General features: G+C 67.2%; 25 protein-coding genes and 4 tRNA genes. 6 read left to right on the top strand and 23 right to left on the bottom strand.

Features of this window, described 5'->3' with window-relative positions:
* Nucleotide 1: 1 nt before the first annotated feature.
* Nucleotides 2-442, top strand: coding sequence for a hypothetical protein (locus tag ACZK4Z_RS07610; protein WP_478451296.1), 441 nt, complete (start codon nucleotides 2-4; stop codon nucleotides 440-442).
* A 9-nt stretch (nucleotides 443-451) separates the two neighbouring features.
* Here the strand turns inward: ACZK4Z_RS07610 and ACZK4Z_RS07605 are convergent, their stop codons facing one another.
* The 4 genes from ACZK4Z_RS07605 to ACZK4Z_RS07590 are packed head-to-tail and all read right to left on the bottom strand — an operon-like array spanning nucleotide 452 to nucleotide 4,701.
* Entirely contained in the window at nucleotides 452-1,366 is a 915-nt protein-coding gene (locus tag ACZK4Z_RS07605) for an HlyD family secretion protein (RefSeq protein WP_293794653.1), read from the bottom strand.
* A complete protein-coding gene (locus ACZK4Z_RS07600; protein WP_032128913.1) occupies nucleotides 1,363-2,091 on the bottom strand; it encodes an ABC transporter ATP-binding protein in 729 nt (242 codons plus the stop codon). Before ACZK4Z_RS07600 ends, ACZK4Z_RS07605 begins: the two co-directional genes overlap by 4 nt.
* A 10-nt stretch (nucleotides 2,092-2,101) precedes the next feature.
* Nucleotides 2,102-3,241 carry an ABC transporter permease gene (locus ACZK4Z_RS07595; protein WP_253143279.1) on the bottom strand — a complete coding sequence of 380 codons (1,140 nt, stop codon included), beginning with the start codon at nucleotides 3,239-3,241 and terminating at the stop codon, nucleotides 2,102-2,104.
* Nucleotides 3,238-4,701, bottom strand: coding sequence for an efflux transporter outer membrane subunit (locus ACZK4Z_RS07590; protein ID WP_478451294.1), 1,464 nt, complete (start codon nucleotides 4,699-4,701; stop codon nucleotides 3,238-3,240). Before ACZK4Z_RS07590 ends, ACZK4Z_RS07595 begins: the two co-directional genes overlap by 4 nt.
* Before the next feature lie 190 nt (nucleotides 4,702-4,891).
* On the opposite strand from ACZK4Z_RS07590, the gene ACZK4Z_RS07585 reads away from it, so the two are divergent.
* Nucleotides 4,892-5,239: a hypothetical protein gene (locus tag ACZK4Z_RS07585; protein WP_253143281.1), complete on the top strand. Its 348-nt coding sequence runs from the start codon at nucleotides 4,892-4,894 to the stop codon at nucleotides 5,237-5,239.
* Between the two features lie 67 nt (nucleotides 5,240-5,306).
* On the opposite strand, the gene ACZK4Z_RS07580 is transcribed toward ACZK4Z_RS07585, so the two are convergent.
* The 15 genes from ACZK4Z_RS07580 to ACZK4Z_RS07510 all read right to left on the bottom strand — a co-directional run bounded on the left by ACZK4Z_RS07580 (nucleotide 5,307) and on the right by ACZK4Z_RS07510 (nucleotide 20,677).
* Nucleotides 5,307-5,382, bottom strand: a tRNA-Gly gene (locus tag ACZK4Z_RS07580).
* A 115-nt stretch (nucleotides 5,383-5,497) separates the two neighbouring features.
* Nucleotides 5,498-6,604: an NAD(P)/FAD-dependent oxidoreductase gene (locus ACZK4Z_RS07575; protein ID WP_478451292.1), complete on the bottom strand. Its 1,107-nt coding sequence runs from the start codon at nucleotides 6,602-6,604 to the stop codon at nucleotides 5,498-5,500.
* A 137-nt stretch (nucleotides 6,605-6,741) separates the two neighbouring features.
* A tRNA-Gly gene (locus ACZK4Z_RS07570) sits at nucleotides 6,742-6,817 on the bottom strand.
* 291 nt (nucleotides 6,818-7,108) lie between these two features.
* Nucleotides 7,109-7,735 (bottom strand): CDP-diacylglycerol--glycerol-3-phosphate 3-phosphatidyltransferase, encoded by a 627-nt coding sequence (gene pgsA, locus ACZK4Z_RS07565; RefSeq protein WP_012510614.1) that lies wholly within the window; start codon nucleotides 7,733-7,735, stop codon nucleotides 7,109-7,111.
* Nucleotides 7,736-7,753: 18 nt separating this feature from the next.
* A complete protein-coding gene (uvrC, locus tag ACZK4Z_RS07560; protein ID WP_478451291.1) occupies nucleotides 7,754-9,598 on the bottom strand; it encodes an excinuclease ABC subunit UvrC in 1,845 nt (614 codons plus the stop codon).
* Nucleotides 9,595-11,007: a hypothetical protein gene (locus ACZK4Z_RS07555; RefSeq protein ID WP_478451290.1), complete on the bottom strand. Its 1,413-nt coding sequence runs from the start codon at nucleotides 11,005-11,007 to the stop codon at nucleotides 9,595-9,597. Before ACZK4Z_RS07555 ends, uvrC begins: the two co-directional genes overlap by 4 nt.
* Nucleotides 11,004-11,492, bottom strand: a complete 489-nt coding sequence (locus ACZK4Z_RS07550; RefSeq protein ID WP_478451288.1) for a low molecular weight protein-tyrosine-phosphatase — start codon at nucleotides 11,490-11,492, stop codon at nucleotides 11,004-11,006. The genes ACZK4Z_RS07555 and ACZK4Z_RS07550 overlap by 4 nt, the downstream gene beginning before the upstream one ends.
* On the bottom strand, nucleotides 11,489-12,262 hold the full coding sequence (gene kdsB / locus ACZK4Z_RS07545) for a 3-deoxy-manno-octulosonate cytidylyltransferase (protein ID WP_121503788.1): 774 nt from the start codon (nucleotides 12,260-12,262) through the stop codon (nucleotides 11,489-11,491). Before kdsB ends, ACZK4Z_RS07550 begins: the two co-directional genes overlap by 4 nt.
* Before the next feature lie 74 nt (nucleotides 12,263-12,336).
* Complete coding sequence (lpxK, locus tag ACZK4Z_RS07540) at nucleotides 12,337-13,356, bottom strand: tetraacyldisaccharide 4'-kinase (RefSeq protein ID WP_032128905.1); 1,020 nt, start codon at nucleotides 13,354-13,356, stop codon at nucleotides 12,337-12,339.
* The gene (gene msbA / locus ACZK4Z_RS07535; protein WP_032128904.1) at nucleotides 13,356-15,104 is read right to left on the bottom strand and encodes a lipid A export permease/ATP-binding protein MsbA; all 1,749 of its coding nucleotides are present in this window, start codon (nucleotides 15,102-15,104) and stop codon (nucleotides 13,356-13,358) included. Before msbA ends, lpxK begins: the two co-directional genes overlap by 1 nt.
* The gene (locus tag ACZK4Z_RS07530; RefSeq protein ID WP_032128903.1) at nucleotides 15,101-15,523 is read right to left on the bottom strand and encodes an ExbD/TolR family protein; all 423 of its coding nucleotides are present in this window, start codon (nucleotides 15,521-15,523) and stop codon (nucleotides 15,101-15,103) included. Before ACZK4Z_RS07530 ends, msbA begins: the two co-directional genes overlap by 4 nt.
* A 3-nt stretch (nucleotides 15,524-15,526) precedes the next feature.
* On the bottom strand, nucleotides 15,527-16,189 hold the full coding sequence (locus ACZK4Z_RS07525) for a MotA/TolQ/ExbB proton channel family protein (RefSeq protein ID WP_019337175.1): 663 nt from the start codon (nucleotides 16,187-16,189) through the stop codon (nucleotides 15,527-15,529).
* 3 nt (nucleotides 16,190-16,192) lie between these two features.
* On the bottom strand, nucleotides 16,193-18,592 hold the full coding sequence (locus ACZK4Z_RS07520; protein WP_478451287.1) for a DNA internalization-related competence protein ComEC/Rec2: 2,400 nt from the start codon (nucleotides 18,590-18,592) through the stop codon (nucleotides 16,193-16,195).
* A gap of 59 nt (nucleotides 18,593-18,651) precedes the next feature.
* Nucleotides 18,652-20,004 carry a sensor histidine kinase gene (locus ACZK4Z_RS07515; protein ID WP_049399928.1) on the bottom strand — a complete coding sequence of 451 codons (1,353 nt, stop codon included), beginning with the start codon at nucleotides 20,002-20,004 and terminating at the stop codon, nucleotides 18,652-18,654.
* A gap of 1 nt (nucleotide 20,005) precedes the next feature.
* Nucleotides 20,006-20,677 (bottom strand): response regulator transcription factor, encoded by a 672-nt coding sequence (locus ACZK4Z_RS07510; RefSeq protein WP_032128900.1) that lies wholly within the window; start codon nucleotides 20,675-20,677, stop codon nucleotides 20,006-20,008.
* A gap of 145 nt (nucleotides 20,678-20,822) precedes the next feature.
* On the opposite strand from ACZK4Z_RS07510, the gene ACZK4Z_RS07505 reads away from it, so the two are divergent.
* A complete protein-coding gene (locus ACZK4Z_RS07505; RefSeq protein WP_478451286.1) occupies nucleotides 20,823-21,590 on the top strand; it encodes a MipA/OmpV family protein in 768 nt (255 codons plus the stop codon).
* Nucleotides 21,591-21,621: 31 nt separating this feature from the next.
* On the top strand, nucleotides 21,622-21,906 hold the full coding sequence (locus ACZK4Z_RS07500; RefSeq protein ID WP_032128898.1) for a hypothetical protein: 285 nt from the start codon (nucleotides 21,622-21,624) through the stop codon (nucleotides 21,904-21,906).
* A gap of 44 nt (nucleotides 21,907-21,950) precedes the next feature.
* Here ACZK4Z_RS07500 and ACZK4Z_RS07495 read toward each other — a convergent pair whose 3' ends face one another.
* Complete coding sequence (locus ACZK4Z_RS07495; protein WP_165929929.1) at nucleotides 21,951-22,091, bottom strand: hypothetical protein; 141 nt, start codon at nucleotides 22,089-22,091, stop codon at nucleotides 21,951-21,953.
* A 183-nt stretch (nucleotides 22,092-22,274) separates the two neighbouring features.
* Here ACZK4Z_RS07495 and ACZK4Z_RS07490 point away from each other — a divergent pair, with 183 nt between their 5' ends.
* Nucleotides 22,275-22,607 carry a hypothetical protein gene (locus ACZK4Z_RS07490; protein WP_049423238.1) on the top strand — a complete coding sequence of 111 codons (333 nt, stop codon included), beginning with the start codon at nucleotides 22,275-22,277 and terminating at the stop codon, nucleotides 22,605-22,607.
* Nucleotides 22,608-22,705: 98 nt separating this feature from the next.
* On the opposite strand, the gene ACZK4Z_RS07485 is transcribed toward ACZK4Z_RS07490, so the two are convergent.
* The 3 genes from ACZK4Z_RS07485 to uvrB form a co-directional block, all read right to left on the bottom strand.
* Nucleotides 22,706-22,780: transfer RNA gene (locus tag ACZK4Z_RS07485), tRNA-Val, on the bottom strand.
* A gap of 98 nt (nucleotides 22,781-22,878) precedes the next feature.
* Nucleotides 22,879-22,953 (bottom strand) — tRNA-Val (locus ACZK4Z_RS07480).
* A 107-nt stretch (nucleotides 22,954-23,060) separates the two neighbouring features.
* Nucleotides 23,061-25,079 (bottom strand): excinuclease ABC subunit UvrB, encoded by a 2,019-nt coding sequence (gene uvrB / locus ACZK4Z_RS07475; protein ID WP_478451284.1) that lies wholly within the window; start codon nucleotides 25,077-25,079, stop codon nucleotides 23,061-23,063.
* Between the two features lie 92 nt (nucleotides 25,080-25,171).
* On the opposite strand from uvrB, the gene ACZK4Z_RS07470 reads away from it, so the two are divergent.
* Nucleotides 25,172-25,732: a GspH/FimT family pseudopilin gene (locus ACZK4Z_RS07470; protein ID WP_239683425.1), complete on the top strand. Its 561-nt coding sequence runs from the start codon at nucleotides 25,172-25,174 to the stop codon at nucleotides 25,730-25,732.
* The last annotated feature ends 28 nt before the right edge of the window (nucleotides 25,733-25,760 follow it).

Raw genomic sequence — 25,760 nt, 5'->3', positions numbered from 1 at the left:
CGTGCCCCTGCCCATCGCATTCCGTGCTCCCCCTTCCTTCTGGCTGCTGGCATCACTCATCTGGCTACTGCTGGTTGCCGCGCTCATCCATGCCGGCTTCAAGCCAGACTACTGGCAACTGCGTCACACCGAGTCCGGGACACTGCCCTATCCCATCGGCTCGGTGATCACGTTCGCGCTGATCGTCCTCGTGGAAATGACAGCGCTGGGCCTGGCTGTGCAGCCATGGCGGTTCCGCCGCCTGTGGCTGCGGATCCTGATCAGCCTCATTCCATGGCTGGGGTGGAACGTCCTATGGGGCTTGGCTGCCATGCATCAATCCCCCGTGCGCGACGTCCACTCGAACTGGCTGCTCGGCATGAGCGCCCTCCTGCTGCTTGCACTGCTCGTGGTTGTGCCGGCCTCACTCTGGCCTCGCCTGCGACGCTGGCTCGGGAACTGAGGCCCGCGCCTACTTCCGGAACTCCACCCGCACATGCTGGCCGAAGCGCGCCTTGGCCTCGCCGTCGAACTCCAGCACACACTCCACCACCTTGGCCACGCCGCGCCCCGCGTCTTCGGGCAAGCGCGCCTGCGCGAACACCGGACTGATGCGCACCACGCGTGCGGGTGGCAGTGAGCCGGTGTTCTCGGCGCCATCGCTGTCCGGTACGACGGTGGCCTTCATGCCCACCTGCACGGCATCGGCATAGGCGGCGCTCAGTTCTGCGCGCACCTGCAGCGGGCGTGCCGGCAGCAGCGAGATCGCCGGCTTGCCACCCTGCACGAATGCACCGAGGCCCGGCATCTGGCCGACCACGGTGCCGGCTTCCGGCGCGCTCAGCGACATCTGCTGCAGTTTCAGTCTGGCGTGTTCCAGCTTGTGCTGGGCCATGTCGACCTGCGCACCGGCCACATCGACATCGGCGCGCACACCTGCCAGCTGCTGCTTGGCCGCATCGGCCTGCTGGTTGGACGACACGCCTTCGCTGGCGCCGGTGGACAGACGGGTGGCGTTGCGCTCCAGTTCGCGCAACTGCGCCTGGCTGCCCTTCAGGCGGTCGTTGGCCAGGGCCAGATCGGCGGTGGCCATCGCCACTTCCTGCTGCAGCAGGGCGCCATCCAGCGACAGCAGCAACTGTCCCTTCTTCACCGTGGCACCCTCCTTCACCGGCGCGGCGGTGATCGAGCCATCCACCGGCGGTGCCAGCGCGATCAAACCGCCCTCGACGTCGATGATGCCGCGCGCGACCGCAACCTTGTCGGCGGCAGCAGTGCTGGCCTTACCGGCGGATGCTTGGGCCGGCGCCTCTTTGGAACAAGCGCCGAGCAGCAATGCCGCGGACAGGGCCAGGCTGAGGGGAAGCAGGTGCGACGTCTTGGTCATGGGGCGGACTCTACAGTTTCGTTCTGGCGGCGGTCATCACGGACCATGCCGTCTTCCATGGCGATCACCCGATCGGCATGCCGGATCAGGCGCGGATCGTGGCTCACGCACAGCACGGTGGCGCCATGCGCACGTGCGTAGCGATGCAGGATGTCGATCACGCGCTGGCCATTCTCGGCATCCAGCGCACTGGTCGGTTCGTCGGCGAAGATCAGCGTCGGCGACTTGGCGAAGGCGCGCGCAACGGCCACGCGCTGCTTCTCACCGCCGGACAGCTGCGCCGGTCGCATGTGGCTGCGGTGGCTGAGGCCCACCTCGTCCAATGCCTTGCGGGCCAGCGGTTCGCTTTCGCGATTGCTCATGCCGCGATAGCCCAGCGGCAGCTGCACCTGTTCCAGTGCGGTCAGTGCGGGGAACAGATTGAAGCCCTGGAACACGAAGCCGACATGGTGCAGGCGGAAGCGCTCCACTTCACTGCGCGTCATGTGGCCCACATCCTGCCCGAGTGCGTGCACGCGGCCGCCATCGGGCGCAGACAACCCAGACAGCAACGACAGCAGGGTGCTCTTGCCGCAGCCGGACGGGCCCGACACCAGCGTCAGCTCGCCGGGATAGATGTCCAGCGACAGGCCGCGCAGCACCGGCACCTGTACATCGCCGGACATGAAACCCTTTTCAAGTGCGTCGGCCTGCAGGGTCGGGGCGACGGCGCGTATGGAAGTCATCGGCCGGTCCTCAACGCAACAGCAACGATGGATCGGAGCGGACGACACTGCGTACCGCCATGATGCTCGACAGCATGGCCATCACCGCGACCAGTGCAACGCAACCGATGATCACCATCGGTGTCAGCTGCACCGGCACGCGCTGGGTCTGTGCGATCAACAGCACGACGGTACTGAACGCCGCCGCCAGCAACATGCCCACGCCGCCGATCAGCAGCGCCTGCTCGAACACCACCCGCGCCAGCGCATAGCGCCCGGCACCGAGTGCATTGAGCGTGGCGTACTCGCGCACCGAACCGGCCACCACCGAAGCAAACGACTGGTTGGTGATCACCGCGCCGACGAAGCAGACGATGACGGCCATGAACAACACTGCGATGCCGGCACCGGTATCGAACAGCCAGTATTGCTGCGAGCGGCTGGCGAACTCCGGTGCGGTCCAGAACTCGACCGGCGTGGCCTGCCCCATCGACGTGGCCAGGCGGTCGCGCACACGGTCGGCCAGGTCCGGCGAACGCAGGCCCGCCACGAAATAGGTACTGCCCTCGTGCGGATCGGTACTCGCGATGGCGCGCGCGGTATCCAGCGAGGCCAGCACGTTGACGCCACCAAGGCCACGCAGGCCCGGTTGTGCCGCGACCACGCGCACTGCCTTGCCATTGATCCACGCACGGTTGTTCTGCAGGTCCACGCCCAGCGTATCCAGATCGGCGCTATCGACGATCACCGCACCGGGTTCGCGCAGCTGCGCGCGCAGGTCGGCGGGCAGGATGCGCGCGAACATCATCGCGTCGCCTTGGGTGGAGATGCCGGACAGATACACAGAAACGTTACCGGTACCCTGCGCGCTGGAGCGCCATTCGCCATCGACCCACTCGTAGGGTTCGACGCGGGTGACATCCGGATCCATGCGCAGGTGGCTTTCCACATCCGCACTGATTGCATGGCCGTAGTTCACGCTCTGGGTGCCGGGGAAACCGGCCCAGATATCAGCCGACGATGCCTTCACGTAGATCGCGGCGGTACCGAAGATACCCAGCACCAGCGCCGCCTGCACGATCAGCAGCACGCCAGCGAAGCACATCGCCAGCACTACCGGCAGGAACCGGCGCCACTCATAGGCCAGGGTCTTTCGGGCCAGCGCAATCATTGCGACGCGTCCTCGGCTTCGACCGGCAGCGGTGCGCCACCGAGGGCGCGGTACAGCGAAGCAAACGCGAGCACGCGTGCGCCCTGCGCACCGATCAGATCAGCCTGCGAGGCGAGCGCGGCACGCTGCGTATCCAGTCCATCGAACTCGCTGGACAGGCCCAGCTGCACCTGCCGCGCTTGGCGCTTGACCTGCTGGCCGGCGGCATCATTGGCCGCACGCAGCGACTGGATGCTGCTGTCCTGGCGCGCCAGGCTGCCCAGCGCGCCCTCCACTTCGCTCACGCCTTCCAGTACCGCCTTGCGGTAACCGAGCAGTGCAGCATCCAGCTGCTTTTCGTCGGCATGGAAACGTGCACGGCGTTGGCCCCAATCCCACAGCGGGATATCGACGTACGGGCCGATCGACGGACTGGAATCGGAGTTGGAGCGGGCGTTCTGGGTGAGGTTGTAGGCGTACAGGATCGAGCCACCAAGACTGACCCGCGGATACATCGCGGCACGTGCGGAGCCCTTGCTCGCCGCGGCCTGCATCACTTCAGATTCGGCCAGCAGAATCTGTGGGCGGTGGCGCAGCAGATCGGCCGGTACCTGCTGCAGCGAGAACGTGCCCAGCTTCGGCGGCGAGCGATAGGCGCGCCAAGCCGGATCCGGGCCATCACGGCCCAGTAACAATGCCAGCGCACGGGCGGCGTTGTCGGCGTTTTCCCGGGCTTGTGCGATGGCGGCGTGGGTGGCGGCCTGGCGTGCACGCAGGCGATCAAGTTCGCCAGGCTCATCCAGGCGCAGGCGCTGGCGGACCAGGGCCAGGTGCTCGCCGCGGTCATCCACCGATTGCTGGCGGGCCAGCAGGTCCTGCTGGGCCTGTGCAACGGTCAGGTCCAGATAGCTGCGCACCACGTCGGCAATCACCGCCACCTGTGCGGCATTGCGCAGCGCCTCGGCATTGCCGGCCGAAGCCTGCGCGCTCAGCTGCGCGCTCTCGGCGGCGCCGAACAGGCCCAGGTCCCAGATCGCTTCGATACCGGCGTGGAAGTAGGTATCGACAGCGGCAGCATCCTGCACCTGCTTGGCGCTGGCCGAGATCTCCGGCAGGAAGCGCGAGTCCGATGTGCCTGCGACGATCCGCACGGCCTGCAGGCGCAGCGTGGCCTGCTGCAGGTCGAGGTTGCCGGCGATGGCCTGATCAACCAGGCCGTCCAGCGCCGGATCGGACAACACTTTCCACCACTGTTTCGCGTCCACGGCCACGCCCTGGCCCTGCGGAACCTGGGTCCAGGTGCTGGGCGTGCGGTCAGGCAGGTCCGGAACAGGCACCGACATGCAACCGGCCAGGGCCAGGCTTGCCAACAACGCACCAGGGCGCAGCAGTGCATGCAGGGAGAGTCCGTGCCCGGCCTTGGGCACTGCCACTGAAGTGATACGCCTGACCACCAGCCCGCCAACGTGTAGAAGGAGCATGAAGGCTACCGTGCGATTGTGGAGCGAACATGGAGAAATCGTCCGAAAAAGGTCACAGCACGCGTGCGGTTCAGGCAACGCCGACCCAGTCTTTCACTACGCTTTCAATGCGTTCTCGACACGGAACACTGGACGACTTTCACAGCGTATTGCACATTGCGGCATTGTCTTGCTTCGATGCTGCCCGACCGTGAAACACCCCCGCCGCTGGCTGCTGATTGGCTCGATCACGACAGCGACTGTCGGTGTGATCGTGCTCGTCCTGACCACCCCACTGGTCTCGAACGCCGTGCTGCTACTGATGGAGCGCAGCAACTTCATCCCCCGTGAATCTTCGATCTTCACGTTCGAGCCATATGCCATCAACCAGGGCTCGTCGAACTACTGGCTGTACGGAAAGGACCGGACCTACTACTACCACTTCACCTACGAAGATGACGCTCCCTACGTCTACATCCCGCAGGACAACCGCTGCCCCGGTTTCCACCGGCAGGATGCCCGGACCTGGTGCAGCGCCCTGCCCGGCAAGGCACGCTAGCGCGGCGGTGGTGCAACCGGTGTGACAAACGAAAAACGCCCCCTTGCGGGAGCGTTCTTCTTGAATCTGGAGCGGGAAACGAGACTCGAACTCGCGACCTCAACCTTGGCAAGGTTGCGCTCTACCAACTGAGCTATTCCCGCAGATTCCGTTCGACCTGCGTCGAAGGAGCGCTATTGTGTCGATATTGCTGCACGGCGTCAACAGGAATTTTCGCGTGCATTGTGGGGCGGCGTTCAGGCCCCCAGGACCGATACCTCAGGTTCGCAGGCCACGGCGATGGAAGTAGACCTGCTCAGCGATGCGCCGCGTGGTCGCCGTGTGCAGCAGTGCGTTGAGCGGCCAATCGGCCTGAAGGTGATCCATCGCCCAGCGCAGCAGGCGCTTGCCATGGAATGCCGGCGCCACCTGCCGCGCCACCCGTTCCGCTTCCGGCCCCTGGCCACGCAGATGACGGGCAATCGCCTCGCCGACCGCCCAGCCGTGCCGCCACGAGGAGTGGATGCCCCCGGCGGACAATGGCGAGACGATGCCCGCCGCGTCGCCGGTCAGGATCAGCCGTTGGCCAGTGATCGGCCCATCCGGCCGGCCGCAAGGCACCAGGCCGGCACGGGTAGCCGAGGGGCGCGCCGAAGGCGGAATGCCGATCACATCGCGCACGTGCTCAAGGAAGCCATCAATATCAGGCGGGCGTACCTGATTCGGGTCATGGCGCAGCGCCAATCCCACCTGCAGGCCGGTTGGATTCTGCGCGACCCAGCCGATGTAGCCCGGTGCAAAGCGCTTGCTGACGAAGCAATGGAGTGCGTCACCCTGCGGCAATTGCAGGCCGGCGAACTCACGTTCGACGCCGTAGAGATTGTCGCGCACCTGGCCTAGGCCAGTGCGCCGGGCCACGCGCGAACGTGCGCCATCGGCACCGACCAGGTAGGCGCAGCACCCTGCCCCTTCCACCTGCCAGCCGTCACCACTGCGATGGGCGTCGGTAAAGGACTGCTGCAGGCGAAGGTCGACACCGTTCGCGCGCAGCTCGCTGGCCAGCCAGCGCATCAGGTTCGGCGTATCGGTGGTGAGGAAGTAATAGCCCGGCGCGGCCAACAACACGCTGCGCAGGTTCGGCGCATACAGCCGCACATTGGCAACGCGTTGCACCAGGTATTCGGGCATGCGCCCCAGCCAGGTCTGCTCCATCGCTTCCTTCACCACGATGCCGGTGGTGTGCAGGCGTTCGCCGGGATCTGCCTTGCGCTCCAGCACGCAGACGCGCAGGCCGTATTGGGAAGCGGCCAGCGCGCAGGCGGCACCGGCGAAACTGGCACCGACGATGACCACGTCGTGATCGTAGGCGGAGGATTGATGAGGCATCGCGGCGTCACCCTTGGAACGAAGGATGCAGCATCCAACCTTCATGTGGTGGGGCGATGGGGCGACGGTGAAGTGGCAATGAAGCGCGTTGGACGCAAACGAAAAACGCCCCCTTTCGGGAGCGTTTTTCTTGAATCTGGAGCGGGAAACGAGACTCGAACTCGCGACCTCAACCTTGGCAAGGTTGCGCTCTACCAACTGAGCTATTCCCGCTTGGGAGGCGAAATTTTACCTATTCCAAGGATGGCGTCAAGCGCTTTTTTAGGGTCTGCGAGGCACCTTGCATTGCGTATCCACGCATGGCGTGGATCTACTATGGCATCCCCGCAAACCGATGGATCCGCATCATCCGTGGATGCGGCATTTCCAGTTGATCCACGCCATGCGTGGATGGGGCATCACCGTAGATCCGTCCAGCGTGTCGAGTAGATCCACGCCATGCGTGGATAAACGCACCGATGGGGTCAGAGCCCTTTCCTGCAGAAAGGGATCCAACCCCGGGGCTCAGTTGCCCAGCTTCTTCTGCCGCGCACGCTCGCGCGCCGCGCGCTCGTCATCACGCAGGCTCGGCCAGGCGGCGTGCAGGTACTGCAGGCCCGACCACAGGGTCAGCACCGCGGCAATGGCCAGGGTCCAGTCGCCGATATGGAACACCGGCCAGCCCATCCAGATGTCTTCCACCGGCACGTTCGGGGCCACCGAATACAGCAGGCACAGCAGCGCGACCATCTGCGCGGTGGTCTTGACCTTGCCGATCATCGCCACGCGCACCTTGGCACGCTGGCCCAGCTCGGCCATCCACTCGCGCAGCGCCGACACTGCGATCTCGCGGCCGACGATGACCGCCGCCCAGAATGCCATCCACGGCGTCGGATGGCCCTGCACGATCAGGAACAGTGCCACTGCCACCATCAGCTTGTCCGCGACCGGGTCGAGGAAGGCACCGAAGGCCGACTCCAGCTGGTAACGGCGCGCGATCCAGCCGTCGAGCCAGTCGGTGATCGCGGCCAGGCCGAAGATCGCCGCCGAAGCGAAGTTGGTCCAGGTGTAGGGCAGGTAGAACACCAGCACCAGCACCGGGATCATCACGATCCGCAACAACGTCAGCCAGGTGGGCAGGGTCAACTTCATGCTTGCGTGCTTCTCTCTCTACTCGGCCGCATCAGGCGTGGCCAACCCGTGCAGGTTAGCGTAGATACGTGCCGCGAGGGCGTCATTGATGCCTTCCACCTTGGCGATTTCCGCTTCGCCAGCGGCTTTCAGGCCCACCAGGCCGCCGAAATGCTTGAGCAGGCTGGCGCGGCGGCGCGGCCCGATACCAGGGATGTCCTCCAGCTTGCTGGTCATCCGCGCCTTCTGGCGGCGGCCGCGGTGGCCGGTGATGGCGAAGCGGTGCGCCTCATCGCGCACCTGCTGGATGAACTGCAGTGCCGGATTGGCCGCGCCCGGGCGCAGCTCGCGGCCATCAGGCATCACCAGCGCTTCGTGGCCGGCGCGGCGTTCCACGCCCTTGGCCACGCCCACCAGCAACACGCCTTCCACGCCCAGGTCGGCCAGCGCGGCCTGGGCCTGGGCCAACTGGCCGGCGCCGCCGTCGATCAGCAGCACGTCCGGCAGCACGCCCGGCTCTTCCACCGCACGGCGGAAACGGCGGTCGATGGCCTGGCGCATGGCGGCGTAGTCGTCGCCCGGCTCGATGCCGCTGATGTTGAAGCGGCGGTACTGCGCGCGCACCGGACCGGCGGCGTCGAACACCACGCATGAGGCCACGGTGGCCTCACCCATGGTGTGGCTGATATCGAAACATTCAACACGCTTGACCGGCTCGGCCAGGCCCAGCATGTCGCGCAGTGCATCGCTGCGCGCGTGCTGCGCGTTGCGGCTGTTGAGTTCGGTCGCCAGGGTCAGCTGCGCGTTGCGGCTGGCCAGCTCCACGTAGCCGGCACGCTCGCCGCGCACGTTCCACTTCAGCTGTACCTTGCGCTCGGCCGAGGCCGACAGCGCGGCCACCAGCAGGTCGGCATCGGGAATCTCGCGGTCCAACAGGATCTCGCGCGGCGGCTCGAATTCGATGTAGTACTGCGAGACGAACGCGGCCAGCACTTCCTCCGGGCTTTCTTCACCGTTGGTGCGTGGGAAGAACGGGCGGGTACCGAGGTTGCGGCCATCGCGGAAAGCCAGCAGCAGCACGCAGGCCTGCGAACCCTGCATGGCCACCGCCAGCACGTCCAGATCGGCGGCACGGCCATCCACGTACTGGCGGGTCTGCATGCTGCGCAGCGAGGAGATCAGGTCGCGCAGGCGCGCGGCCTGCTCGAACTCCAGTGCCTCGCTGGCGGCCTGCATCTGCTCGCCCAGTTCGCGGGTCAGCTCGTCGCTCTTGCCTTCCAGGAACAGCGCGGCGCGGCGCACCGATTCGGCGTAGTCCGGCGCCGGCACCAGCTCCACGCAGGGCGCGCTGCAGCGACCGATCTGGTACTGCAGGCACGGCCGCGAGCGGTTGCGGAACACGCTGTCCTCGCAGCTGCGCAGCTTGAACAGCTTGTGCATCAGGTTCAGCGTTTCACGCACCGCGGTGACGCCGGGATACGGCCCGAAATAGCGGCCAGGAATGGCGCGCGGGCCGCGATGCAGCGCGATGCGCGGCCAGTCCTCGCGGGTCAGCAGCACATGCGGATAGGTCTTGTCGTCGCGCAGCGAGACGTTGTAGCGCGGCGACAGCGACTTGATCAGCTGGTTTTCCAGCAGCAGCGCCTCGGCTTCCGAGCGCGTCACGGTCACGTCCATGCGCGCGATCTGCGAGATCATCGACATGATCCGCGCGTTCTTCGGGCTACCGTTGAAGTAGCTGCCCACACGGTTGCGCAGTGCGCGCGCCTTGCCGACATACAGCAGGGTGTCGTCGGCGGCGTACATGCGGTACACGCCAGGGGCGGTACTGAGCTGGGCCGCGAAGGCCTTGCCGTCGAAGGCCGGGGCGGGAACGTCTGTCATTCGCTGATCGGGACTTCGCTGAGCACGCCGCTGTCCGGGTCGAATCGCAGCACGGCATGGGCGTCGGTCTCGGCAATCCACACCGCACCGGCGCCTACCGCCAACCCCGCCGGGCCATGCAGGCGTCGTGGCAACGGCTGGGTGGTCAGTTCGCCACCGCCCAGGCGCAGCGTGCGCAGGTGGCCGTTGCCGGTATCGGCAATCCACAACAGCGGCGCATCCGGGCTCAGCGCGATGGCCTGTGGGAACTGCAGGCTGGCGTCCGAACGCGGACCGTCTTCGCTGCCGAAGCGCCAGGGCCCCTGCCCGACCAGCGTCTGCACCAGGTCGCCACGCAGCTGCAGTGCACGGATCGAGGATCCCAATGCGTCGGCGACGTACAGCACCTGCTGCACCACGGCCAGCGCAGTCGGCTGGGCAAAGGCAGCCAGATGCCCGCTGCCATCGCGCTCGTCGATGGAACCACTGCCGGCGCGCCATTGCAGGCTGCGCTGGCCCAGGTGGTAGCTCCAGATGCGGTTGTCGCCGGCCATGGCGATGTGCAGCTGGTTGTCGGCAATGGCCAGGCCGACAGGATGGTCCAGCGCAACCTGCCGCGCCTGCGCGACCGGGCCTTCCACCGGCGCACCGGGACGGCCGTTGCCGCACAGGGTGTCGACGATCCCGGTCAACAGGTTGATACGACGCACCGCGTGGTTGCCGGTGTCGGCGACGTACAGCGAATCGCGCTCCAGCACCAGCGCCTGCGGGCGGTGGAACGCGGCTTCGGCGAGGTTGCCGTCCATGAAATCGGCGGTGCCCAGCCCGAACTGGCGCAGGATGCGGCCACCGTGGCTGCATTCGAGGATGCGATGATGGCCGCTGTCGGCGATGTACAGGCGTTCGGTGCTGACCGCCAGGCCGAGCGGGAAGCGCAGCGCGTGGCGCGGCTCCAGATGCAGTTCGCTGCCACCGCGCGGCGGCGCCGACGGCGCGCTCTGGCACAGCGCGTTCAAGGCACGCTCCAGTTCGCCGGGTGCGCCCTGCCCGACCAGCCGTTGCTGTTCGCGGCCCTGCGCATCCAGCAGCACCAGGGTCGGCCAGGCGGTGATGCCGAAGCGGCGCCAGCCATCCCAGTCGGCATCAAGCAGCACCGGCATCGTCAGGCCCTGGCGACGCAGCAGCTTCAATGCGGCGCCGGCCTCGCGTTCGAAATCGAAGCGCGGCACCTGCAGCACCAGCGGCTGCAGCTTGCCGGGGTGGCGCGACAGCCATTGGCCGAACTCGGCCAGGCGTTGCGCGCTCCAGGCGGAGGCGGCGTTGACAAACAACAGCGCCACCGGCCGACCGCGCAGTTCGGTCAGGGTGCAGGGGGTGGCGTTGAGCCAGGTGGCGAACTCGGGCAGGTCCGGGACGGGCTGGACGTTCATGGCCCGATTATGCCGGAGTCGGCGTCATGCAACAGTCGTGCCACGGCACGTTTTGCTGCATCGTCGACCAATGTCCAGACCTGTTCGAAATGCTCACTGCCGCCGGTGTACGGGTCCGGGATCGCACCCCTGCCCTGCCAGCCAGACCACGGCAGGTACAACGCCAGGCGTTCGCGCTGGGCGGGTGTGGCCAGGCGGCCCGCATCGCGCAGATTGGCCTCATCGGCACACAGGATCCAGTCGAAACGGTCGAAATCCGCGACCTGCAGCTGGCGCGCGCGCAGGCCGCCGATGTCCACGCCATGCCCGGCCGCGCAGGCGATCGCTCGGCGGTCCGGTGGCTCGCCCACATGCCAGTCGCCGGTGCCGGCCGAATCGACCTGCACCCGACCAGCCAGCGGCGAAGCGTCCAGGCGCGCGCGCAGCGCACCTTCGGCCATCGGCGAACGGCAGATGTTGCCGAGGCAGACGACCAGCAGCTTCATCGGGCAGCCAGCGTCTGCAGCAATGCTTCGGCGCGTTCCAGGTCCTCGGGCGTGTCGATGCCCGGCGGGAACGGTTCGGGCGAGATCGCCACGCTGATCGGGAAACCCGCTTCCAGCACGCGCAGCTGTTCCAGCGATTCGACCTGCTCCAGCTGGCCCGGCGGCATCGCCGCGAACTGCTGCAGGAAACCGGCGCGATAGCCGTAGATGCCGATGTGGCGCAGCCAGTTGTGACCGGCCGGCAGCGTGTCACGGCTGCGGGCAAAGCCATCGCGGTGCCAGGCGATCGGGGCGCGGCTGAAGTACATCGCCTCGTTGCGCACGTTGCGCACCAGCTTCACCACGTTCGGGTCGAACAGGGTATGCGCGTCTTCTACGGTCGTGGCGAGGGTCGACATCGGCGCATTGCCTTCAACCAGTGCCTGGGCCACCGCGCGGATACCCGCCGCCGGCGCGAACGGCTCGTCGCCCTGCAGGTTGACCACGACGGTGTCATCGGCCCAGCCGGCGATGCGCGCGCACTCGGCCAGGCGGTCGGTACCGGAGGCATGCGAGGTGGCGGTCATCGCCACCTTCACTTCGGCCAGGCCGGACAGTGCGTCGGCAATGCGTTGATCGTCGGTAGCGACCCAGACCTCGCCGGCACCGGCCTGCAGCGCGCGACGCGCCACGTGCAGCACCAGCGGCTCACCGCCCAGCGGGCGCAGCGGCTTGCCCGGCAGCCGCGAGGCGGCATAGCGGGCCGGGATGGCGACGACGAATTCGGTCATGGGGCGGTACTCAGCAGGCTCGTTACAACGGGAATGCGGCCGGCGGCGCATGAATGCAAGCGCCGCCGCGCCACTCAGTTCGGTCGCAGCTTGTCCAGGCGGTCGGTCAGCGCCACCCAGAATGCGGCAGGCAGCTCGGCGCGCAGCGGGACCGCGTAGTGCCAGTCATTGCCGAACGCGCGGCATTTCACCGCGTCCTTTTCAGTCATCAGCACCGGCAGCTGGCTGCCAAAGGACAGGTCCTGCGGCTGATAGGCCTGATGGTCAGCGAAGGCGTGCGGCACGACGCCGATGCCACGCGCGCGCAGCATGTCGAAGAAGCGCTGCGGGTGGGCGATGCCGGCCACGGCGTGCACGCGCTGGCCCTTGAAATACGACAGCGGACGGGCACGGCCACCGGCCAGCGGTTGTGCGCTGTCGATGTGCAGGGCCATCGGCCACTGGCCGAAGCCGCAGGCCTGTGCTGCAGTCTCCTCATCGGCCTGGCCGAGGTTGACCACGCGGAAATCGCACTCGCTGGCGCGGCTGACCGGCTCACGCAGCGGCCCGGCCGGAATCATCCGGCCATTGCCGTAGCGGCGCTGCGCATCGACCACCTCGATCTCGATGTCGCGTGCCAGCCGGTAGTGCTGCAGGCCGTCGTCGCAGACGATCACATCGCAGCCGGCCTCGATCAGCGCCTTGCCGGCTGCAACACGATCACTGTCCACGCGCACCGGCACGCCGGTCTTCCAGGCAATCAGCACCGGCTCGTCGCCACCCTTGGCGGTCGGCGTATCGGCCTTTACCCACAGCGGCTTGTCGGCATCTTCGCGGCCGTAGCCACGACTGGCCACGCCCGGCTTCCAACCGGCGGCACGCAGGCGCTCCACCAGCGCGATGGTCAGCGGCGTCTTGCCAGTTCCACCGGCGGTGATGTTGCCAACCACGATGACCGGCACCGGCAGCGTGTAGCGCTTGCGCCAGCCACGCCGATAGGCGCGCCGGCGCAGCGCGGTGACGCCGGCATACAGCGGCGCCAGCAGGCGCATCGCCCACGGAACCGGGGTGCCGTCGTACCAGTACGGCGGGGTCTGGGTACCCTTGCCGGCCATCAGTCCTGCCTTTCGCGGAACTGCATGCTGTGCAGATGCTGGTACAGGCCACCCATGGTGAGCAGCTCCTTGTGGGTACCGCGCTCGACGATGCGACCGTGATCCATCACCAGCACCTGGTCTGCATGCTCGATGGTCGACAGGCGATGCGCGATGACCAGCGTGGTGCGCTCGGGCATCAATCGCTGCAGCGCGTCCTGCACCAGGCGCTCCGATTCGTTGTCCAGCGCTGCGGTGGCTTCATCGAGGATCAGGATCGGCGCGTCGCGCAGGATCGCACGGGCGATCGCCAGGCGCTGGCGCTGGCCACCGGACAGCAGCGCGCCGTTCTCGCCCACCGGGGTCTGCAGCTGCTGCGGCATGCGTGCGATGAACTCCCAGGCATTCGCGGCTTCAGCTGCCGCTCGGATCTGTTCATCGGTCGCGTCCATGCCATAGGCGATGTTGGCGCCGATGGTGTCGTCGAACAACATGACCTTCTGCCCGACCATCGCCACCTGGCGACGCAGGTCGGCCAGCGGATAGTCGTCCAGTGCCACCCCGTCGAGGGTGATGCGCCCGCCGCTGGGTTCGTAGAAGCGCGGCACCAGCCGGATCAGGCTGGTTTTGCCGCTGCCGGATCGACCAACGATGGCGGTGACCGTACCCGGCTTGGCCACGAAGCTGATGTCGTCCAGGGCGATGCCACTGTCTTCGCGGTAACGCAGCATGACGTGCTCGAAGGCCAGTTCGCCACGCACGCGCTGCACCGTGTTGCGGCCTTCGTCGCGCTCGACCGGCATGTCGAGGATGTCGAACAGGCGCTCGGCGGCGGACACACCGCGGGAGATCGAGGACTGCACGCTGGTCAGGCGGCGCAGCGACGGGATGATCGCCGTCATCGAGATCATCAGGCCCATGAACTGGCCGGCATTGAGGCGCCCTGCCAGTGCTTCACGAGTCGACACCCAGACGATCACCGCCAGCGCCAGCGCGGCCAGGAACTGGACCACGCTGGAGGCACCGGCACGGGTGATTTCCACCTTCATGTTCAGCGCCAGCATGCGGTTGGCCAGGCGCGAGTAGCGCGACATCTCATGCTGCTGGGTGCCGTGCACCTTCACTTCCTGCTGGGCCGCCAGTGACTGCTCGGCGGTCTGCGCCATCGTGCCCATGCCGTCCTGGATACCGCGGCTGATGCGCCGGTAGCGCTTGCCCACGTAAGACACGATCACGCCGATCATCGGCACCACCACCAGCATGGCCACGGTCACCTTGACGCTCATCTGCAGCATCACCGCCAGCATGGCGATGATGGTCAGGGTGTCGGCAACCACGGTCTTGAGCGCATCGGCGCTGGCCTGGGTGACCTGCTCGGTATCGAAGTTGAGGCGACTGACCATCACCGGCGTCGATTCGGTATCGAAATGCGAGGACGGCAGGTGCAGGTACTTGGCCAGCACCTGTTCACGCAGGTCGCGCACCACGCTGCGACCGGTCTTGGCCAGCGCGTAGTCGCTCACCCAGGTGGCGGCGCTGCGCATCAGGAACAGGCCAAGGATGGTCAGCGGCAGGATCACCGCCATTTTCGGTTCGGGATTGACGAAGCCACGGTTGACCAGCGGCTCCATCAGCTTGGTGAAGTGGTAGCCGGCTACCGACTCCACCGCCATGGCGATGACGGCGGCGACCATCATGCCCCAGTAGGCACGGGTGTATCCCAGCAGACGTTTGTAGATCGGCCACACCGGCGCGTGTTTGGAACTCATGGACGCACCTCGGGTGCTGTTGCAATGGCAATACGGCGGAAGCCGAGCTGACCAAGCGCATCCTGCGCGGTCACCACGGCCTGGTAGGGAGTGCGTGCATCGGCGCGTAACAGCACCGGCTGGGTACGGTCGCTGCCGGCAACGGCCGCGATGGTCTGCTTGACCGACTCGACGTCGCTGCGCAGCACTTCCTGGTCATTGATGAAGTAGCGGCCTTCGGCGTTGATCAGCACGCTCAACGAGCGCGGCGGCTCATTGCTGGGCTGCTGGCTGGCCGTAGGCAGCTCCACCTGGAGTGTCGAGCGCGCATCGAAGGTGGTGGTGACCACGAAGAAGATGATCAGCACCAGGATGACGTCGATCAGTGGCACCAGGTCGATATGCGGCTCATCCTGGGATCGGTCGTTGCCGATACGCATCGATCAGGCCTTCGCCGTGGCCGCGCCGGCCGGCCGCGTGGCAGCGGCAGGGTTCATCACGCCGGGGCGGCCATCCAGCGTATCCAGCAGCGCGCTGGCTTCCTGCTCCATCTCTACCACATAACCGTGGATGCGGCCCTTGAAGTAGCGGTGGAACATCAGTGCTGGAATGGCAACGATCATGCCGGTGGCGGTGCACACCAGCGCCTTGCCGATACCACCGGCCAGCTGGTTCACATCACCCACGCCATGGTCGAGGATGCCCAGGAACATCTGGATCATGCCGATCACAGTACCCAGCAGGCCCAGCAGCGGCCCGGCCGATGCGATGGTGCCCAGCGCGTTGAGGAAACGCTCCATGCGGTGCACCAGGTGGCGGCCGGTGTCTTCGATGCGCTCGCGGATCTGGTCACGCGGACGGTTGCGCGCTTCCAGCGCGGCGGCCAGCAGCGCGCCCAGCGGCGAGTTCGCCCGCAGGGTCTGCAGGTGGGCGGGGTCGAGCTTGCCGCGTGCCGCCCAGTTGCGCACTTCCTGGCCGAGGCCGGGCGGCAGCACTTCAGTACGTCGCAGGGACCAGAAACGCTCCAGGATGATCGCCAAAGCCAGTACGCCCAACAGCAGCAGCGGCACCATCGGCCAGCCACCGGCCTTGACCAGTTCCCACACGTTTCAACCCTCCGGCCCAACGGCCGCTTGTTCGATCGGCGATAGGATAGCAGCCGACCGCGCCCGCCCAGCGGCATCCCACCACCGGGATGCGTGGATGCGCTGTTCACGCAGCTGCAGCCCTTGTGCGCCAAGCCATATGCGGATCGCCCCGGAATCGGCCGTGGCCAGCACCTCGGCCCCTTGCGCCTGCCAGCGCTGGACCACGTCCTGGCGGGGGTGCCCGAAGCGGTTGCGGTGCCCGGCCGAGACCACCGCCAGCCGTGGCGCCACGGCCTCGACCCACGGCGCGCTGGAACTGCCACCGCTGCCATGGTGCGGCACAAGCACCACATCCGCCTTCAGCGCTGCCGGGTATGCCTTCAGCAGCGCCTGCTCGGCCGGGCGGCCGATATCGCCAGGCAGCAGGACCACGCCGTGACGGCTGGCGACGCGCAGCACGCAGCTGTCCTCGTTCTCGGCCTGGCGGCTGCCCGGTGCCGGGTGCAGGACCTGGAAATCAACTCCGTCCCACTGCCACTGCATCCCTTGCTGGCAGGGCGCAGCGCCGGCGATGGTGCTGCCCGGTGGCGCCAGCAGCTGCAGCCCGGGCAGCTGCCTTCGCAGGCTCGGCAGGCTGCCGGTGTGATCAAGATGGTCATGGCTGAGCATCGCCTGCTGGGGCGGCCCCTGTCCGAGCGCGCGCAGGGCCGGGACCAGAATGCGTTCGTTGCCGTCGCCGCCGGTCGGCGGCCCCACGTCGTACCAGAGCGCGTGCCTCGCCGTACGCACCAGCACCGCGGTGCCCTGCCCTACGTCGTGCACCAGCAGCTCCAGTTCGCCTTCAGCCGGTGCATGCCGGGCGGGCCACAGCAGCGGCAGGCACAGCAGCAGGCCTGCCAAGGTACCGCCAGCGCCGCGTGGCAGCAGCCACCAGAACACCCCCGCCACTGCCGCCGGCACCGCCCAGCGCGGCGCCTCGGCCAACCACCACATCGCCTGCGGGTGCAGCGCCAACGGCTGCAGGGCCTGCCAGCTGAGCTCGAACAGCCAGGCGGCGGCGCGCCATGCCCAGCGCCCGGCGCCATCATGCAACGCGTGCAGGCCGGTACCCAGCAGCGACAACGGCACCACCAGCAGGGTCCACCACGGAATGATCGGCAGATTGACCAGCGGCCCCAAGCGCGCGGTGCCGCCGAACAGGGCCACGCACAGCGGCAACAGGCCGAGGCTGGCCACGCCCTGGGCGGCCAGAAAGCCGCGCAGGCCCCCACCGACGCCGTCCGGCCCGGTTCGTGGAAGGCACCACAGCAGCCACAGCACGCCCCCGAAACTGAGCCAGAAGCCGGCCGACAGCACCGACAGCGGCGCCGGCAGCAGCATCACCATCGCGGCCAGGGCCAGTCCCTGCCCCGCACCCACCGGGCGACGCCCGGCACGGGCCAGTGCCACCAGCCCGATCATCAGCGCCGCACGCACTGTTGGAAGCGCGCCGCCGGCGGCCACGGCATAGACGGCTGCGGCCAGCGCCGCGCCCCATGCCGCCGCCTGCGGCCGAGGCCAGAACCGTCCCAGCACCGGGCACAGCCACCACGACACGCGGCACAGCAGTACGCCAAAGCCAGCCACCACGCCAACGTGGAAACCGGAAATGGCGACCAGATGGGTCAGGCCCAGCGCGCGCAGGTGCTCCCAGTCGGCATCGGACAGGCCGCGCGTGTCGCCCAGTGCCAGGGCCTGCACGAACCGCGCGGCAGGATGTGCCACCTGCGTTGCGATGGCGTCACTGCTGCGCTCGCGCCAGGCCGGCAGGCCCTGTGCAGGCGCGCGCTCACGCGCAGCGCCGGGGTCGCGCACCGTGCCATTGCCGGAAATACCGCGCAGCAATGCATGGCGTTCGCCGTCAAAGCCTCCAGGATTGATCCGCGAACGCGGTGCCCGCACCCGCAGCGACAGCTCCCAGTACGCGCCAGCTTGAACCGCATGGCGCCCACCATCGGTGCCGCTCGCAGGCGGTCCACGCCATGGATCGTTCCAGGTGATCTGCAGGCGCTTGCCACGCAACGAGGGCAGCGCATCGGCCTCGTTGACCTTCAACACGAAACGGGTATAGCCGGGGCTACTGTGTGGAAGATCAACCACTCGGCCAAGGACCTGCACGTCCTGCGCGGGCCCTCCGGGTGGAAGCTGGCCCTGCAGGACCCAGTGTCCGTGCAATGCCGCCCACGACAGGCCGAACAGCGCAGCCGTCCAGGCGCGGCCGCGCCAAGGCACGATCCAGCCTGTGGCGCTGGCAATGGCCAACGGCATGCACAGCCACAGCGGCGGCAGCACCGGCAGCTGCACGCAGGCCAGCGCACCCAGCACCAGACCGGCGGCACAACCACTGCCAAACAGCGGTGGAGCGGATCGTTCGGGAACCATTCCAGCAGCCTGCCGAGGGACGTGGCAGGTTGCCTATCGGGGATTTCCCCGCGTGGCTGTCAGCGCCGGACGGTGCCGCGATGGAAGTTGACACGGAAACTGGCGCCACCACCGGCCGCCTCGCCGACGCTGACCGATCCGCCATGGTGCTGCACGATTTCCTTCACCAGATGCAGGCCCAGGCCACTGCCGCTACCCGCTGCGCGCAGACGATGGAACGGCTCGAAGATCGCTTCACGGTCGCCCACCGGAATACCGGCGCCCTGGTCGCTGACCTCCAGCAGGCCACGTGCATCCAGGCGCACGCAGATGGTGCCGCGTCCGCCGCCGTGGACGATGGCGTTGTGCACCAGGTTGGCGATCACCCGCCCCAGCGCCAGGCTGTCGCCATGGATCCACACTGGCATCTCGGGTGCATCCACTTCGAAGCCGTAACCGGCACCCACCACCAGCGGCGCCAGATCGGCGGCCGCTTCGCGCACCAGCAACGCCAGATCCAGCCGCTGCAGTGCGCCGACATTACGATCAAGTCGCTGCAGGTCAAGCAGGTGCTCGGCAACGTTACCGAGCCGCGCCACGTCGGTCAGCAGCTGCGACTTCAGCTCGCCCTGCGGCAACTGCGACAGGCGCGCCTGCACCACTGCAATCGGCACCCGCAGTTCGTGCGCGGCATCGGCGAGGAACTTGTCACGCGCGGCATACCCCTGCTGCACCTTGTCGATCGCGTCGTTGAAGGCTTCCACCAGCGGTGCGACCTCGGTCGACACCAGCTGCGCATCCAGACGCGCCCCCGGCTGGCCGATATCCAGCTCCTTGGCCTGTTGTGCGGAGCGGCGCACGCCGCGCATCGCGCGGTGGATCACGGTCGGCATGACCAGCAGCGTGATCACGATCAGCGGCAGGAAAAACCACAGCCCGATCAGGCGCAGCACCATCAGCGCACCGTCCAGCAACCCGCCCTTCGGCGCCCCACCCACCATCACCGTGATGCGCCGCCCGTCCTCCTTGCGGATCATGACCCGCGCCACGTCCAGGTACGGCGGCACCAGCGAGCCGAGTTCGGTGGCACCCAGCGTCGGCAGGCGCGCGAGCAGCGGGGCGTGGATCGCCGGAATCGTGCCGCGTTCCAGCCAGACACCCTTGTCGTCGACCGCCGCGAACCAGAGGTTGCCCCCGGCCTCGGCGTCGAGCTTGTTCCAGCGCGCCTGGTCCAGCACCAACCGCCCGCCTTCACTGTGCACGGCCTTGGCCACGGCTTCGGCCATGAACATGTCCATGCCCCAGGTGTCCTTGTCGCCCCAGGTCAGGATCAGCGCAACAACGGCGAACAGCACGGTGAAGGCCTGCGCCAGGAACAACCGCCAGGCCAACCCCAGCGTGATGGAACGGATCGGACGTGTCGGACGTGCCATCTCAGGCCTCCGCCAGCAGGTAGCCGACGCCCCGGATCACATGGATTTCAACGCCCGCCCCGGCCTGCTGCAGCGCCTTGCGCAGCTTGGAAATGTGCGCATCGAGCGCATTGGACTGGATCTCATCGTCGAAGCCGTACACCGCGGCCTCCAGTGCCGTGCGGGTGACCGTGCGCCCCTGGCGCATCGCCAGTGCCTGCAGTACCAGCACCTGGCGCCGCGGCAGCGCCAGCGGTTGGCCCTCCACCTGTGCCTGCAGCGATTCGAAGTCGAATTCCAGCCGGCCCAGATGCAGGCTCGGTGTCACCATGGCAGAGGGCCGCCGCGAGACGGCACGGATCCGCGCCATCAGCTCCTCGATCGCCACCGGCTTCACCAGGTAGTCGTCGGCACCGACATCCAGGCCCTCGACCTTGTCTGACAACCTGCCCTTGGCCGTCAGCATGATCACCGCCAGGTTCGGGCGCAGCGCGCGTGCGGTGGCGACGAAAGCCACGCCATCGCCATCGGGCAGCTGACGGTCCAGCAGCATCAGCTGGTGCACCGGCTCGCGCAGCGCAACCGCGGCTTCGGCCAGGCTGCCGACCACGTCGGCGACCACGCCCTGCCGCTCCAGGCCCGACTGCAGGGCTCGGGACAGATCGGGATCGTCTTCGACCAGGAGAATGCGCATCAGGGGCTCGGCTACCGGAAACGGTGCCGATCATAGTGCCTGGCGCCAGGTTTGGGCGTCTTCGTGTGCCAGTTGCGAAGGCGCAATGTTCTGACAATGTTGTGCCCGCACCATGCACAGCCATCCCCCGCAAAGTGGTTGATCGATGCCGTCGCTGTCCCCGACCCTGCTGCGCCCGTTGCTGTTCTCGGCTGCCATCGGCCTGCCGTTGATCACCCACGCCGCCGACCGGAACCCGGGCGTGCAGGCCGGTATCAGTGCCGGCGCGACCTCGGGGGCGTACGCCCACTACGACGTCAAGCCGCTGGTCGTACCGTCCATTGCCTGGCAGGGCAAGCGCTTCTTCGCCAGCCCGGGCTCGCTGGGCATGTACCTGTACAAGCGCGAGGGCCTGCGCCTGTCGGCGGCAGTCACGCCCTACACGCTGCGCTTCAAGACCGACGACGTGAACGACCCGCAGCTGCGTCGCCTGCACAGCCGGCAGATGTCGGCCATGGTCGGCATCAACGGTGAGTACAGCGCCGACTGGGGCATCGTCGAGGCCAGCGTGATGCGCGAGGTCACCGGGCACGGAGGTGGCATGGAGTCGCGCCTGCACTACAGCTATCCGATCCAGGCCGGTCGCTTCACCTGGGTGCCCAAGGTCGGCGTGGTGCACTCCAGTGCGCGCCTGCTCGACTACTACTACGGCATCACCGACGAAGAAGCGCTGCGCTCGGGACTTGCCGCCTACAACCCGGGCAGCGCGACATCACCGAGCCTGCAGATCGCAGTCAGCACGCCCTTGGGCACGAAGTGGCGCGCGACCGGCGTCGTCGCCAACCAGTGGTTCGGCGATGCAGTAAAGGACAGCCCGATGGCCCGTCGCGGTACGCAGACGTCGGCCTTCGTTTCCCTGATGCGCTCGTTCTGATCGAGCGCCCGCAACGGACAAGGACCCCCCCATGGCCTCCGTCTCCCCTGCTGCTGAAGCGCACGCGATCCTGCGTGCCCCCGACCTGGACAGCGCCGAGCGCGTCTACCTGGGGCTGCTGCCCGACCTGGAACACGTGAACGCGCTGACGCGCCGCGCACTGGGCCTTTCGCGTGCTGCCGATGCGGCACGCGGCTACGCGTTGTCGATGACGCTGGTGGGATTGCGCCTGCAGGAACTGGAGATGGGCGAAGCGACCGCAAAGGAACATCGCCAGGCCACGCTGCGCAGCCTGCGCCAGGCCTTCAGCGCCTGAGCGCAGGCCTGCGACGCCGCCGCTGCCGCAGGCAGCGGGAAGACTCAGCGGAACGTGGTCCACGCCAGCACTGCCGCCAGCAGGGCCACCCAGATCACCGCCTTGAAGGTACCCTCCAGCATGTTGCCGCCGAACAGCAGTTCGATGATGGGATTGGGCCGGGAAACCGGAACGTGATCACTCATGCGGCAGCTCCTTGCAGTGACGGCGCGATTGCGCGGTAGACCGGAGTCTACGCCTGCGCGGCCCGGATTCATCGCCCCCCCGGCCGTCTTTGGCGGTTCAATTCCGGCCTTCGTCGCAGGCCGGCTGCAGCACCCCACATGTCATGCCAGCCTGCGTGCACTTTCCCGCTGGAGCACCGTGCCATGCCGATGCTTGCCCTGATGCTGCTGCTCTCCAGCCTGTTCGGCGCTGGCAACGGGCCCACTGAAGAGGCCCTTCGCAGCCAGATCCTGCGTGCCGAAACCCAGCAGCCGGACGTCGTACGACAGGATTGCGGTTCGCCCTCCCTGCTGCTTTACCGGCTGCGCCAGGACCGGGTCCTGAGGCTGGCCAACCAGCCCCTGCAACACGAACCCGGCGTTGCCCAGCCCACGCGTGGTGCGACGGTTCGCGTCGCCCAGCTCTGGGAGCGCGTGGACGGTCACTGGAAGCTGCAGCGGATGATCAGCGTCGAAGACCTGGTCGTGCAACGCTGACCATGTGGAACCGTGATCGATGCCTGAAACGAGAAAAGCCGGCACAAGGCCGGCTTCCGTCGTGATCCACCGCTGCACCGGCAATGCCGGGAGCCAGGTGGTGGGCGGTACAGGGTTCGAACCTGTGACCCCTACCATGTCAAGGTAGTGCTCTACCGCTGAGCTAACCGCCCATCTTGTTCTTGCCGCCCGAAAGCTGGCCTTGCTACGTAAAAACCCGGCGCCAGGGCCGGGCTTTGCAGTTCACGACAGCCCCCTTCCAGGGACTTCGTGGTGGGCGGTACAGGGTTCGAACCTGTGACCCCTACCATGTCAAGGTAGTGCTCTACCGCTGAGCTAACCGCCCGTTTTTGCTTCTGAACGTCCGCGATTGCGTCGGTGCAGGCCGCGTATATTACGGATGCCGGCCGTGAAGCGCAACACTTTTGTGAAGAAGATGCTGCACTGCCGCGTTCAGCCCAGACTCGCTTCCTTCAGCTGCCGGATCTGGTCACGCACGCGGGCGGCATCCTCGAATTCCAGGTCCTTGGCGTGCTGGTACATCTGCTGCTCCAGCGCCTTGAGACGGGACGCCAGCTGGGCCGGGCTGAGCGATCGATAGTCACTCCCCTCCTCGGCAACGCCGGGCCTGCCCTTGCCCTTCTTTGCTTCCTTCTCGGCCGCATCGGAGCGCGCGCCTTCCAGCACGTCGGTGATCGGACGCGCCACCGAGCGCGGCACGATGCCGTGCTGCTCGTTGTACTCGACCTGCTTGGCGCGACGGCGGTCGGTCTCGTCGATCGCTGCCTGCATCGAGCGGGTGATCTTGTCCGCATACAGGATCGCCTTGCCACGCACGTTGCGGGCGGCACGGCCGATGGTCTGGATCAGCGAGCCGGTCGAGCGCAGGAAGCCCTCCTTATCGGCATCCAGGATCGCCACCAGGGACACCTCGGGCATGTCCAGGCCCTCGCGCAGCAGGTTGATGCCCACCAGCACATCGAACTTGCCCAGGCGCAGGTCGCGGATGATCTCCACGCGCTCGACCGTGTCCACGTCCGAGTGCAGGTAACGCACGCGGATGCCGTGCTCGGTCAGGTACTCGGTGAGATTCTCGGCCATGCGCTTGGTCAGCGTCGTGACCAGCACCCGGTCACCGGCCTTGATGCGCGCGTTGGCCTCGCTCATCAGGTCGTCAACCTGGGTGCCGACCGGGCGGATCTCCACCACCGGGTCGATCAGCCCGGTGGGGCGTACGACCAGTTCGGTGATCTCGTCACCGGCCTCGCGGTACTCATAGGGGCCTGGCGTGGCCGACACATAGATGCTGCGGGGGCAGCGCTCTTCCCACTCCTCGAAGCGCAGCGGCCGGTTGTCCAGCGCCGAGGGCAGCCGGAACCCGAACTCGACCAGCGTCTCCTTGCGCGAACGGTCGCCCTTGAACATGGCACCGATCTGCGGAATGGTCACGTGCGATTCGTCAATCACCAGCAGCGCGTCGGCCGGCAGGTAGTCGAACAATGTCGGCGGCGGTTCGCCGGCGTTCTTGCCGGTCAGGTGCCGGGAGTAGTTCTCGATGCCGTTGCAGTAGCCGACCTCGGCCATCATTTCCAGATCGAACTGGGTGCGCTGCGCCAGGCGCTGCGCCTCTACCAGCTTGTTCTGCGCGTACAGCTGCTCCAGGCGCTCCTTCAGCTCGACCTTGATCGTCTCGATCGCCGCCAGCACACGCTCGCGCGTGGTGGCGTAATGGGTCTTCGGGTAGACCGTGAAGCGCTGCATGTTGCGCAGCGTCTCGCCGGTGAGCGGATCGAACAGGGTGATCTTCTCGACCTCGCCATCAAACAACTCCAGGCGCAGCGCCTCGCTGTCCGACTCGGCCGGGAACACGTCGATGACTTCACCACGCACGCGGAACGTACCGCGCTGCAGCTCGTATTCGTTGCGCGTGTACTGCAGCTGGGTCAGGTGGTTGATCAGGTCGCGCTGGTCGATGCGCTCGCCCTTGGACAGGATCAGGCGCAGCGACAGGTAGTCTTCCGGCGCGCCCAGGCCATAGATTGCCGACACCGTCGCCACCACGATCGCGTCCGGGCGCGACAACAGGGTCTTGGTCGCCGCCAGCCGCATCTGCTCGATGTGCTCGTTGATCGAACTGTCCTTCTCGATGAAGGTGTCCGACGACGGTACGTAGGCTTCCGGCTGGTAGTAGTCGTAGTAGCTGACGAAGTACTCCACCGCGTTGTGCGGGAAGAACGCCTTGAACTCACCATACAGCTGCGCCGCCAGCGTCTTGTTCGGCGCCATGATCAGCGTCGGCTTCTGCACGTTCTGGATGACGTTGGCGATGGTGTAGGTCTTGCCCGAGCCGGTGACGCCCAGCAGGGTCTGCTTGGCGATGCCCGCTTCGAAGTTGCTGGTCAGCTTCGCGATGGCATCAGGCTGGTCGCCCGCCGGCGAATACGGCGAGACGAGTTCAAAACGGTCGCTCATGGTGGTGCCAGTTCCCGGGAGTGATGAGTATACGGGGCATGGAGTGACGGCCCGCTGAGGGGTTTCCGGGCAGGTGAGCGCGGCGTTGGCTGATGGTGAATGCCCCGGCGTACGTCGAGGCTGGAGGCATGCCTCATCGTCTTCGCCCTGCCCGGCTCCACCGCGGGCTCCATCTGATCGAGCTGCTGGTCGCCGTCATGGTGCTGTCGGTCCTGCTGGCGTTGGCCTGGGGCCCCTGGCAACGCACGCTGCGGCACTTCCAGGCGGAAGCGCTGCGCGCCGAACTGGTCGCCAGCCTGTCGATGGCGCGCAGCGCCGCCATCACCGAACGCCGCCGCGTGACGGTCTGCGGATCGTCGGACGGCATGATGTGTGACCAGGCATGGAGCCAGGGCTGGCGGGTGCAGGTCGAACCGGCCAACAGCGCGACCGCCGCCGCAAGGGAACTGCGCGTGCACAGGACACGCCAGCGTCATGTCGACCTGCGCACCAGCGATCATCGGCCCGACGTGCGGTTCCGGCCCGACGGCCGCAATGCCGGTACCAACCAGTCCATCGTGTTGTGCGTGGATGGACAGGAGCACAGCCGCGTCATCATCAGCGTCCCCGGACGGGTCAGGAGCCAGCGCCCGCGCAGGTCCACCCCCTGCTGATACCTGCAATGCCATCGTGGAAACGAAA

The organism is Stenotrophomonas sp. 71799_Sma (genome assembly GCF_056482505.1).
Note: the sequence above shows the minus strand (reverse complement) of the source record. Positions and strands in the feature narration are given on the sequence as shown.